Genomic DNA, 12,223 nt, shown 5'->3' with positions numbered 1-12,223 from the left:
AACTTAGTGTTAATATTCCACTACATACGGAAATCTTCTGTTTATTAATCTGTATATTTTCCCCTTTTAGTGTATATTTAGGATAAATAAAATAAATAAGTACGCAGCATTGCATGCGTTATTTGAAGGGGATGTACTATGAGAAGGATAATTTTATCAACAGAGAGTGGAGCGGATTTACCGAAGGACCTGGTTGAAAAACATCAAATTCAAGTGGTACCGATGCACGTCATTATGGATGGGAAGGATTATTTAGATGGTGAGTTACCTGTAGAAGATGTCTTCGATTATCATAGTCGCACAAAAAAAATTCCATCTACAACAGCAACGAATACACATGAGTATCATGAATTGTTTACGAAAATCAGAACAAATTTTCCTGAGAGCATCATTATTCACATTGGATATACATCAAAAGCATCTGCTTCCTTTCAAAGTGCTTTAATTGCAGCGGAGGATTTTGAAAATCTTTTCCTAATTGATACGCTAAACGTGACAGGAGGATTAGCTGCAGTTGTGCTGTATGCTGCCAATTTAATGGAGGAAGAACCTTCCATTGATCATAATCAGCTAATAGAAAAAATAGAATCTATCGTTCCTAAAACAAAGCTGGCTTTCATACCAGGCAGTTTGGACTTTCTAAGATCGGGTGGACGCGTAAGTAACATGGCTTACATTGGAGGGTCATTATTAAAAATAAAGCCCTGCATTGAGCTAAAAGAAGGAAAGCTTGTTTCAACGAGAAAATATCGTGGGAAAATGAGCATCGTAGCGGTAAAGCTCATGCAAGATTACTTAAACCAATATGATATTGATAGAAAACAGCTGTATTTGATCTATTCTATCGGACTTGATGAAAGTATTAAGAGGCAAGTGGATGAAATCGCAAAGGAAACAGGCTTCGAAAATGTAACATGGATGCAAGCTGGTGCAATGATTTCTACCCATGCTGGACCTGGAGGCTTTGGGATTGCAGGGGTAGAAAATTAGAAAAAGTTCTGAAAAAACATCAATGAGTTATAAAGTTACTTATAAGTACCGGTCGCGTTGTGTGTCTAAGCAAATCAAGCACTTTCTTTAAAACTCACCAACATCTCCTATTTACCATATACACTAAACATATTGTGAAGTGGTCGCTAAGTTAAAATTAGGATAAGAAAAACGAATTCCAATGATGGATTTCGTTTTTTTATTTGGCTGTTTCCTAAACATCTAATTACCATTTTATGGTATAATTAATTGGGGAGTAGAATCTTGAAAAGGTGTCAGGTTACTTAAATAGGGGAATACGACTAGGAGCATTTTATTTGTTGTATAAGTAAAATTATTTAATTAGTAGTTTAGGATATTAGATGTTTTTACATATGATAATAGACAAGGAGATGATTCAAATGAAAAATTTAGGATTTGTCAAAATTACTGTCCTCCTCTTAGTCGTATTGACTCTTTCTGCTTGCAGTATGCAAGAAGAAAATAGTAAAGACATTGAAGAGCCAGATGATAGCATTGTCGATAATGAAAACGAAAGCAACGAAAACGATTTAGACTTTGTTACAATCGAAAAAATTGAAAAATACGAGGGAATGGAAATTTCCGACTGGATCGATGAACAGACCGTTGTCCTTGCAAAAGAAAACCAAGAACTTGGAAAAATGAGTCTCTTAGAGAATGCAGAGTTCTACCCTAGAAGTATATATGAGTACAATTTGGACACAAAAGAGTTTAAAACGATAAAAGCCCAAAAAGACATGTTCCTTGGTGGGGCAATTTTGTCTCCAGATAAAAAACATCTATTGTATTATGAATACTCTATTGGGGATGTAGCCTATTATCTGATGAGTTTAGAGGACGTGGGGCAATCTTCTATGACGGAGGACATTATTGGTAGCGCCTATACAGCTGGGTGGACTGACGAGCAAAATGTAATCGGTGCTTCCTATGCAGGAGGGGCATATATGGCTGACACGAGAGGTAATCTAACTCAAATTGCCGAGCTTCAGGAGGAACAATTGTTCACAGTTCATAAAATGAAGGAAAAAATCTATTATATAACTACAGACAGTCCAACTTTTCAGGTATTTATGCTGAATCTGGTGACCAAAGAAAAAAAGAATCTGCAATTGGAAAATGCGGATGGAATCACACTCTCACCTGATGGAAATCAAATACTAGTTACTCAAGCAACCGGGTCAACAAAAAGGCTGATAATTACTGATATCGATGGAAATATACAAAGTACTATTACTGAAGGTTCTGATGTGACTGGCGCTTCCTGGTCTCCCAATCAGCAAATGGTTGCATATCAATTAGATTCTGTTATCAACGATGTAGACAGTAGTGGACTATACCTGTACGATGTATCAACCGGTAAATCCATACAAATTGCTCCAAATGTCAGAAATGCGAAAATCAAATGGAGCCCTTCAGGTAAAAAAATTTCCGTTACAGAACTGGATGAAAGAAACTATAACAGCAGCATTATATATATAAAATAGTGCGAGGTATTTACTTTTTACTTAAAGAAGACAGTTAGCTAACTGTCTTTTTTTGTGTTTAATAAAAGTTTTAAGAATTAATGGAACCGTTGTGAAATTAAAAGTTATTGTAATATTACAAAATTTAAGTTATGTTTTAAAATACTCATAAAAATTTAGAAGAATGTATTGGTTGTTCAATTTAGTGTGAACATCTCAATGAAGTAAAACTAAAACATAGAGAACGAGAGACACACTTTCTTTTAAAACTATAAATTAGTATCAGAAAGAGGTATAAAATAATGACACTTCAACAGTTAAAATATGTAATTGAAGTTGCAAGAAGTCGTTCTATTAGTAAGGCTGCACAAAATTTATTCATTAGCCAGCCAAGTCTTTCAAATGCACTAAAGGAGTTAGAAAATGAAATAGGGATTATCATTTTCCAAAGAACTAATAAAGGAATTATTATGACACCTGAAGGCGCAGAGTTTTTAGGTTATGCTCGACAAGTGGTTGAACAAGCAAATCTTCTGGAAAATCGCTATTCCAATATTCAATCTTCCCAGCAACACTTTTCTGTATCAGCTCAGCACTATGCTTTTGCGGTAAGTGCATTTGTCCGTCTGCTAGAGGAATACAATCGAGATGAATACGAATTTACATTAAGAGAAACCAAAACCTATGAAATTATTGAAGATGTAAAAAATCTACATAGTGAAATTGGTATTTTATATGTAAATGATTTTAATAAAAAAGTGATTCATAAATTCCTGAGAGAAGGTAATCTCATCTTTCAAGAGCTGTTTGAAGCAAAGCCTCACGTATTTATTAGCTCTAGAAATCCGCTAGCAAAGCAGGAATTTGTAACTTTATCAGATTTAATTCCTTATCCTTATCTTTCCTTTGAACAAGGAGATTATAATTCTTTTTATTTTTCTGAGGAGATTTTAAGTACTCTTTCTAGGCCAAAGAATATACGAGTTAGTGATCGAGCGACACTCTTTAATTTATTGATTGGACTTAATGGTTATACAATATCAACTGGTGTGATAAGTCATGAACTAAATAGTAATAACATCGTTTCAGTTCCTTTACTTGTAGATGAACGGATTACAGTTGGATATATTACACATAAAAATGTAAAAAACAGTCCTTTAGCGACTATATATATTGAATATTTAAAAGAAACAATTGCTGAAGAACAAGTTCAGCTATAGTTTAAAACTATAGCTAGAGATACTTAATAAGTGTTACATGTTACCAATTGTATAGTGCTAAAATTTCCTTACATACACATTGCTTTGCTTTTTTAATAGCCTATCCTTTTATTTTCTATCAAACTGTTGCGAGACAAATAGAAATGATAGCTAATTATCTACCTTAAACTACGTGTATATAGGAGGTACCATGAGAACAGTCAACCCGATTGAAATAGTTAATCAGAGTAAATTGAAAGTCTTTCATTACGTGCTTATTCTTTGTTTATTTTTTATCATGATGTTCGACGGCTATGATGTGGTCATTTATGGTGCAACCATTCCAATGTTAAAAGCGGAGTGGGGAATCTCTGATTTAGTAGCGGGGGCGATAAGTAGTTATACGACAATCGGTACAGCAGTTGGAGCTGTTTTATTCGGTCTGTATTCAGATCGTTTTGGAAGAAAGCGTATTATTATTTTAACGACCTTCTTATTCAGCTTTTTTACATTATTATCTGGATTTGCAACGTCACCGATTTTATTTATTGTTTTTCGTATTATTGCAGGTTTAGGATTTGGTGGTGTTATGCCAAACATAGCTGCTTTAATATCAGAATACGCTCCGTCCAAACACCGTGCTGCAATTATTTCAATCATATTTTGCGGTTACTCCGTTGGTGCAATTCTAGCCTCGTTTAGCGGGCAGGTATTGCTCGAAAGATTCGGTTGGCAACCGGTATACTGGATAGCCGGCTTACCACTGCTTGTGTTGCCTTTTGCTATACGTATCATTCCAGAATCTATTAATTCTTTAATTAAACAAAAGGATACAAAACGTCTTGTCAAAGTCCTTCAAAAAATAAACCCAATGATCTCTAAAGATGTTCAATTTAAATATGTCCATCAAGAACAGCAACAAAAGTCATCGGTTCGTGATCTTTTTAAAAACAAACTTGGATTAAGCACGATGATGTTCTGGCTGTCTTGCTTCTGTACATTTATCCTCATGTATTCACTAAATACATGGCTTCCAACTTTAATGATGAATGCAGGCTATAATCTGAAATCTAGTCTGTTCTTTGTTGCAGTACTTCAAATTGGTGCCATAACTGGTACAATGATTTTCGGTAACATTATTCAACTACTTGGTTTCAAACGTGTCCTTATTCCACTTTACTTAGTAGGGGCTATCTCATTAATACTGATTGGCTACTCAAAAAATATTTATATAGCTTATGGGTTAATTGCCATTATAGGTGCTGCATCAGTCGGTTTACAAAACATGTCTAATGCATATGTAGCTCAATATTATTCTGTCGATATTCGAGCAGCTGCTCTAGGAAGTACAATGGCTTTTGGACGTATCGGTTCGATTGTTGCTCCAACTTATATGGGAATTTTATTAACTTTTAATCTGCAGCCACAGTTTAACTTTTTTGCAATTGGTATTGCTGCAATCTTTGGCGCAATAGCTATGAGTTTCATTCGTGAAGACCATGCAGACTATGCAGTAGAGAAGCAATTAGTTTCTAATGAAATAGCCTTTAAAAAAGAATCTTTATCATAACAGAATACAAGGAATTCATCATATTTTGGTGAAGACTTACTTAGAAATCAGGAGTGTTGAATGAACAACACCCCTGATTTTTTTATTGTAAAATTATTGATATTTTATACTATCTATCGACTTAACCAACTCCTAATATGAATTCATTTATTTTTCCAAAATCACAAAAAAATTCTTCGGTTTATATGGTTTAATAAAGATAGAGAAGTAAATAGGGAGGGGTTTAGCAATGGGGAAAGAATTCTTTAAAAGACTTGAAAAATACATACCGAAAAATAAAAAATACTTAAATAAAGGTGCATCTAAAAAAGAACTCCTAAAATTAGAGAGGGAAACGGGCTACCCATTACCTGAATCCTTTAAAGCTACGTATTCTGTTCATAATGGTGAAAAAAAGTTAGGATTAATGTTTGGATTAACCTGGTATTCCATCGAAGAAATTTTATCGGCATGGAAGGGTTACAAAAACTATTATGAAGAGTCCGTTACCGATGTCATTTCATTCGAAAAGAATAAAGTCCAAGAGGCATACTACCATCCAGGATGGATTCCTATAGCATACGATTATGGAGGAAACTATCTTGCGATGGACTTTGCACCTGGGGAGAATGGGAAAGCTGGACAAATTATAAATTTTGGTCGGGATGAAAGACAAATGTTTGTCATAAGTGAAAGCTTTGATGCGCTCCTCGAGCTACTAATACAACAATTTGAGAACGGAAATTGTTCTCTAATTACGGAGGAAGACGGTAATCCATACGTTATATGGGGAGATTATGGTCACTTTTTTGATAATCTCATTGAACTTCAAAAGACTCCTTGTGCAGGAGAGGATGTACCTCTGGAGCTGGATGAAAGCTGGACAAACTTTCTTACCCAAATGTTAGGTAAAACGCCTAGTAAGATTCATGAGTTACAAAACATAATAACCCTTAGGTTATTTCCATCTAATATAACTAACTTAAAACCACTTGCTTACTTTCAAAACGTCCGCGAATTAATCGCAAGTGGATTAGAGATCACAGACTTCACACCAATTGCTGAGATGCAAGACTTAAAAAAACTCTATTTGGCCAAAACATCTTTGCAGCATTTAGATTTTTTAAAGCCACTTAAAGATTTAAAGCAATTATCTATTGGAAACACCAAAGTAAGAGACATATCTGTATTGAAAGAGCTGCCTTTACTTCAAGAGCTGTCACTAGAAAATTTAGTAATAGATGATTTGTCTCCTTTGGCATCCTGTAAAAAGTTAAGTCACTTAAATCTTTCAGGTATCCAAACAGCTGATCTTCATGGTATTAAAGATATTTTCAGCTTGCGTGAGCTTGATATTACGGGGGTTAAAATGAGTAATCTGGACGTTCTAAAAGGGATGATGAATCTACAGGATATTAGATTCGAGGAAGTGGAGAATTATTCAGCTCTCCAGGAGCTGGATAACCTTCAATCACTTACTTGTCCGTTCAATGCTTTTATTGCAACAAAAGATCTTTTCGATAAAAAAATGAACTATACCATTATGGGAGAGATTAACGACGAACAAGATGAAATTTACACTAATTATGTGATGGAAGGATAAGCTAAGAACACAACTAACAAAATTGCTGCCATCTTTTTCATCACCTTCCAAATGAGTATAGGCATTTAGGGATACATTGAAGAATAAATTGATATTAAGTAATTAGTTAGAAGTAAGGGGTACAAGTGAAGAAATAAAGAAATGTGGGTTATAATAGCAATGCTATACAGCTGGATGATTTCCAGAACGGATAAAAAAACAGTAAATGAAGGTGACAGATGAACATCTATTTAAAACCAATAATAAATCCTGATGAATGCTATAGGGAAGCTGAGCAAAAGGCAGCCCAATATTTTAATAAACTTACTGTACAGGCCACAGAAAAAAGCTATATTCCGGTGTTAACGGACGATATTAAAACATGGAAATCTGATCACGTTCATCATCCCATGTTATCCCTTTTTACGCTTGGAAAAGGAAAGGACGATTCTAAGAACTTTAACCATTATATACAGTACTTAAATTATAGAGGGAAGCTAGATAGCTACTTAAACAGGAGCATCTCCTATATTTTTCTCCGTGATTTAGGAAAGTCCCTTGATTCCCCAAATACGCAGACCAGAATTCATAGTGTAGTGAGTAGATTAAAGGATCAGCTTACCAATTCTAAGCCAGATGGCGAGGAAGCTGAAGCATTTAGTATGGTTGGACTGTATCGGATGGCAAAGAAGGATGGTGTGGAATTAACTTATATTTGGCTATTAAACAAGCTAAAGCAAGTGTCCAATCATATACCAAAGGGAATGGATGCAGAGCACGCCCAACGAAAACTTATAAAAATAATTGCTGGGGTTATTATGCAAGAGAATGAGGAGATGGACAGTGATATATCATCTGATGAGCGTGCTGCAAGGCTCGATAAAGCTATCAGACTGGGATATTCCTATGGATTGACCTATCCATTTATTGACGATTTGCTTGACGCCAAGATTTTGTCGGACGAAGAAGAAAAGCAATATGCAAATTTAATCAGGACAACGCTTACTACAGGCAAAGTACCAAAATTGGGAGAATGGCTTGGAGAAAACGAGGAATTGATCACTTATGTACATCAGGAGCTTGGTGAGGCTTTTCAGTATATTGAGCAAAATCAGCATCCTGAAAGAAGGAACAAATTTTTTGAGCAAGCATATGTGTTTTTCCATTCACAGGAAGTAGATCGTGAAAAGAATTTAATGAACTCTCATTATACGAATGAAGAACTATATATACCCGTTATTTTAAAAGCATCCTCATCTAGGCTTATCGTCCGTTCAGTCCTTAGTGCCTCTGACGATAAGGAGATGGATAACCGTACTTTTTACTACGGTATTTATAATCAGCTGTCAGATGATTTTGCAGATATGTTCGAAGATATGAAGGATGGGGCGGTAACTCCCTATACATATTATTTAAAGTATCACGGGACTCGACCAGACCTGATTAACCCCTTTGAATTGTATTGGACTGTCATTAGCAACTTAATCCATAATGTTTATGGTTCTGACGAGAAAACACGAGAAGTAATATTGGACAGAGCCATAAATGGACTCAAGCGATTGAAAAAGCGTGTAGGTACAAACAAATACAAAGAAATTATGAGTCTATTTAGATTCGGAAATCCAAGATTCAATAAACTTCTACAAGAAATGGTTCGAAAAGCAGCTGACGTGGACTTTTTTGATAAATTACTGCGTGATCACATGATTACCGTATTAAAGAATGAAAGTAAGGAGAGAGAGGATTTCTCAAATACGATTAAAACAGTGCGAAACGAAATAAACCAAATATTAGCCATTCCTCTCACGGAGAGTTCTTCCTTCGGAAGAGATTCTATAGCCGAGGCAGCAAATTATAGCTTGGAAGGGGATGGCAAAAGGCTGAGACCGATTGTTACATGGTTTATGAGTGTAAAGGTGTACGAGTTAGATGAAACTGCAATAATGCCACTTTTGAAATCATTAGAATACCTTCATACGGCTTCTCTTCTATTTGATGATTTACCTGCTCAGGATAATGCAGCGATGCGACGTGGACGTCCAACTCTACATGAAGTTTATAACGTAGCGATATCCGAATTAACCGGTCTTTTTCTCACTCAAAAAGCAATTTGGGAGCAGACTAAATTAAATCAATTTGATTCAAAAACGGTACTTCAGATGATTCAATATTCTTCCCAAACAATAGCCGATATGTGTAAAGGGCAAGCTATGGATCTGGAATCTAAAGGAAAACCACTTAGTCGAGATCAGTTAAACACCTTATGCTTTTATAAAACAGGGATAGGATTTGAAGCAGCTCTTGTAATGCCAGCTCTCCTTGCCAACGCAAAGGAAGAGGAAATAATTGCTTTAAAAAGGTTTGCTCGTTTTGCTGGCATCGCCTTTCAGATTAAGGACGACTTACTCGATGTAGAAGGAGATGCAATGCTACTCGGTAAAGACCTTGGAAAAGACGCGGAAAACAATAGCTCTACATTTGTTTCTATCCTGGGTCAGGAAGCTGCCACAATCGAAATGTGGGAAAATTACTGTCTAGCAATGGATGCACTTCAGCACGTGTCCAAAGATACAACCTTTCTAAAACATTTTTTAAACTACCTTATAAATCGAGAACAATAAGATTTGCCCCCATGTTAGCAGCCAAAAAGTTAATGATTGATTTGTATAGAAAAATGAGCTTGGAGATGCTTCTCCAAGCTCATTTTTTCTAACCCATTCTAGCTTATATCCAAGCAAATATAATATAACAGATACGGTTGTAACAAATTACTTAAGTGATAATCTTCTTCAATACTCATGCCACAAGAACATTTGAGAAGACTCTACCAGACTATGTCTAACTATTAGTAACGTTTATAGAAGTAGTAGATTAGTTCACCCATTCATATTCTACTTTTCTTCATAGTATAGAAAAGAGAAGAGATATCCTCTTTCTACAATGTCTAGTTAACTACTAGTGAATGATAGGAGGTGAAAAAGTGGCAGAAAAAACATTTGTTAATAATACGTTATCAACGCTACAAATTACTATCTTTGTTCGGGAAGGTGAACAACCGTATAATCAAGACGGAACTGTTTCTTTCAGTCTGAACCCTGGTGAAACAAAGATTATTTCATATGGTAACGATATTAATACCTTTTTAAATGGGATCATACTTTTCACTATTTTTAATGGTGACCTTTTCAGTAGTGTTAAGTTTGTAACTATCAACTCAAGCGAGCTTGACAACCTTCTCAATACAAATGACACAATAACTATTACTAAGGTACAAACTGACTACGTACTAACAGGGAGTAATGTGTTTTTAGAGACGGTAAATAATGCTCAAACCGTGGCGGAAATGAGAGCGGCTATTGAAGACTCTGGTCTAGGTTTAAATTTAACAGCTTACAATGCACTAACAGAAGAACAGAAAGATCAAGTGGCGACAGAATTAATTAATGCCAGACCAGTTGGAGGCTATCTAAGCATATCAAGTGTCCAAGCAGCACTTGATTTGGCAATTAACCAAATCGTTGATCCCAACAATATCTATGTCCGAGCAGGTGTCGTTGGGGGAGATGGTAGCTTGGCAAATCCCTTTGGTACAATATCTGAGGGAATTGCAGCAGTTAACCCTGGAGGAATTGTTCATATATTGAGTGGGACATATCCAATTTCGTCTCAAATTTTAGTGGACAAAACAGGGATCACTTTATTAGGAGAACCAGGAACACTTTTACAACTACAAGCTGATATTATTGCAATATTAGTAACTGCAGAAAATACGACGATCAATGGCTTAAATATAACTAGTGATGTCCCGTATGCAAAAGAATTTATCCAAGTAGGTGGTACAAATACGAGCATTTTAAATAATACGATATTTGGTCCACCGCAAGCTTTGCCCATGGCAAACTGGATAGTAAACCGGGCAGTAGTACCACAAGGAGGTATTAATTTCACGGTTGAAGGTAATATATTCTATTCATTGCGAACGGGAATTTATATTAATCCCAATGTGACTGGGGCAATTAATAATAATGTTGTGTATAACACAAAAGGCGGTTTTTTAGTAGACCGAGCATTCACCACATTCCTTGGAAACTCATGGGGAAACCCTGCTAATGAATTTGATATTGTACTGCTAGCTGGTACAACAACAGGTCCTCCATATGATAATTTAGCGCTCTTAAGTGCAACAAACAATAACGCAACAATTGCGGATCAAAGATAGTGAGTAAAGACAACTCATACGAAAGCCAACCTCTAATGAAGTTGGCTTTTTAAGTTTTTCTACTTATTTTGTTTAAAGCTTTATTAGGTGATTTGTGTACCTTAGTTCAATGTTAAAGAGTATCAAAACAATTTAGTATATGAAAAGATAGTGAGAAGAACTTTCATAGAACCTTTTTAAATTTTTAAACTAAAGGTATTAAGTGCGATATTTTATATTTATTTGGTCAGTACCGGCGCCTAAAATACTTGACGCAATTCAATCTGACCTTCTCCGTGACCTTGCGGGTCCGGCATCCGCAGCGCCCACTCCATGGCTTCTTCTCTTGACTTCACATCAATGAGTATGAACCCGGCAATCAAGTCATTCGATTCAGTAAATGGACCATTGGAAACTACCGGTTTTTCGCCTGGTTTCGGATACGAAATGCGAATCCCATTTGAACTTGGATGTAGTCCTTTAGAATAAACTCGTATGCCTGCCTTAACTAATTCTTCATTGTAATTCGTCATGGCTTCCATAAGATCATTGCTCGGCAGCTCTCCAGCTTCCGAATTCTTCGAAGCTTTAACAATCATCATAAATAGCATAAAAACTTCCTCCTTCTTTTTTAGAGACATATCCCCTAATTGATCACTTTATAAGACAACAAGCCGGTATTTTCTCGACATATTAATGAAAAATAGGGAACTTTAGTGTCAGGAACTTCATAGGAATCAATGAAGGGAATAGGAATTATAAAAAGGTATTGCATAAATAGCACTTTACGTATTAACCACGAAAATTTTTTATTTGTTGATTGTAGTGGCAGGCGGCGACTCCGGCGGGATGAGTGAGACAGATAAGACAACACAACGGCGCGTAAGCGACGGTGATGGCTTATCGCTCACCCCGCGGAACGCGTCCGCCTAGAGCGGAAATCAAGTCCATATCTATAATAATTACAAGGCTTCCAGTAGTGTCGGTCTCTGTATTATTGAAAGTAACAGAATAAACTTCGTCTTTGGCATAATAAGTTTTATTGATTTCTTCATAATTCTTCTCCTTTGTATCGATTGACTTCCATATAGATTCAATAACCTTGTTAAACAATCCTCCTACTTTAAGCGAAAGTTATTTCCTTTATAATTTTATTTAATGATAGATTCAAGAATAAATTCATAATCTCTCGAATAAAGTCTCTATAAAGAGATAACAGAC

9 protein-coding genes are annotated in these 12,223 nt (G+C 35.7%); 7 read left to right on the top strand and 2 right to left on the bottom strand.

The window, feature by feature from the left end; all coding sequences use genetic code 11:
• Positions 1-138: 138 nt before the first annotated feature.
• The 7 genes from ACQKNZ_RS18225 to ACQKNZ_RS18195 all read left to right on the top strand — a co-directional run bounded on the left by ACQKNZ_RS18225 (position 139) and on the right by ACQKNZ_RS18195 (position 11,023).
• A complete protein-coding gene (locus ACQKNZ_RS18225) occupies positions 139-990 on the top strand; it encodes a DegV family protein (protein ID WP_144542050.1) in 852 nt (283 codons plus the stop codon).
• Positions 991-1,391: 401 nt separating this feature from the next.
• The gene (locus ACQKNZ_RS18220) at positions 1,392-2,495 is read left to right on the top strand and encodes a hypothetical protein (protein WP_144542051.1); all 1,104 of its coding nucleotides are present in this window, start codon (positions 1,392-1,394) and stop codon (positions 2,493-2,495) included.
• A gap of 281 nt (positions 2,496-2,776) precedes the next feature.
• Positions 2,777-3,694: a LysR family transcriptional regulator gene (locus tag ACQKNZ_RS18215; protein WP_144541326.1), complete on the top strand. Its 918-nt coding sequence runs from the start codon at positions 2,777-2,779 to the stop codon at positions 3,692-3,694.
• A 190-nt stretch (positions 3,695-3,884) separates the two neighbouring features.
• Positions 3,885-5,243 carry an MFS transporter gene (locus ACQKNZ_RS18210; RefSeq protein ID WP_144541324.1) on the top strand — a complete coding sequence of 453 codons (1,359 nt, stop codon included), beginning with the start codon at positions 3,885-3,887 and terminating at the stop codon, positions 5,241-5,243.
• A gap of 229 nt (positions 5,244-5,472) precedes the next feature.
• A complete protein-coding gene (locus tag ACQKNZ_RS18205; protein ID WP_144541322.1) occupies positions 5,473-6,825 on the top strand; it encodes an SMI1/KNR4 family protein in 1,353 nt (450 codons plus the stop codon).
• A gap of 218 nt (positions 6,826-7,043) precedes the next feature.
• Positions 7,044-9,425, top strand: a complete 2,382-nt coding sequence (locus ACQKNZ_RS18200) for a polyprenyl synthetase family protein (RefSeq protein WP_427661058.1) — start codon at positions 7,044-7,046, stop codon at positions 9,423-9,425.
• A 359-nt stretch (positions 9,426-9,784) separates the two neighbouring features.
• On the top strand, positions 9,785-11,023 hold the full coding sequence (locus ACQKNZ_RS18195) for a hypothetical protein (RefSeq protein WP_427661056.1): 1,239 nt from the start codon (positions 9,785-9,787) through the stop codon (positions 11,021-11,023).
• Positions 11,024-11,262: 239 nt separating this feature from the next.
• Here ACQKNZ_RS18195 and ACQKNZ_RS18190 read toward each other — a convergent pair whose 3' ends face one another.
• Positions 11,263-11,613, bottom strand: a complete 351-nt coding sequence (locus tag ACQKNZ_RS18190; RefSeq protein WP_427661054.1) for a YciI family protein — start codon at positions 11,611-11,613, stop codon at positions 11,263-11,265.
• A 289-nt stretch (positions 11,614-11,902) separates the two neighbouring features.
• On the bottom strand, positions 11,903-12,115 hold the full coding sequence (locus ACQKNZ_RS18185; protein WP_340863732.1) for a hypothetical protein: 213 nt from the start codon (positions 12,113-12,115) through the stop codon (positions 11,903-11,905).
• Between the last annotated feature and the right edge of the window lie 108 nt (positions 12,116-12,223).

Source organism: Psychrobacillus sp. NPDC093200 (genome assembly GCF_050280345.1).
Classification (GTDB): domain Bacteria; phylum Bacillota; class Bacilli; order Bacillales_A; family Planococcaceae; genus Psychrobacillus; species Psychrobacillus faecigallinarum.
Note: the sequence above shows the minus strand (reverse complement) of the source record. Positions and strands in the feature narration are given on the sequence as shown.

What these genes read in the sequence shown, in the direction of transcription:
- ACQKNZ_RS18220 (WP_144542051.1), top strand. Translation starts at nt 1,392, where the DNA reads ATGAAAAATTTAGGATTTGTCAAAATTACTGTCCTCCTCTTAGTCGTA.
- ACQKNZ_RS18215 (WP_144541326.1), top strand. Translation starts at nt 2,777, where the DNA reads ATGACACTTCAACAGTTAAAATATGTAATTGAAGTTGCAAGAAGTCGT.
- ACQKNZ_RS18190 (WP_427661054.1), bottom strand. Translation starts at nt 11,613, where the DNA reads ATGCTATTTATGATGATTGTTAAAGCTTCGAAGAATTCGGAAGCTGGA.
- ACQKNZ_RS18225 (WP_144542050.1), top strand. Translation starts at nt 139, where the DNA reads ATGAGAAGGATAATTTTATCAACAGAGAGTGGAGCGGATTTACCGAAG.
- ACQKNZ_RS18205 (WP_144541322.1), top strand. Translation starts at nt 5,473, where the DNA reads ATGGGGAAAGAATTCTTTAAAAGACTTGAAAAATACATACCGAAAAAT.
- ACQKNZ_RS18200 (WP_427661058.1), top strand. Translation starts at nt 7,044, where the DNA reads ATGAACATCTATTTAAAACCAATAATAAATCCTGATGAATGCTATAGG.
- ACQKNZ_RS18210 (WP_144541324.1), top strand. Translation starts at nt 3,885, where the DNA reads ATGAGAACAGTCAACCCGATTGAAATAGTTAATCAGAGTAAATTGAAA.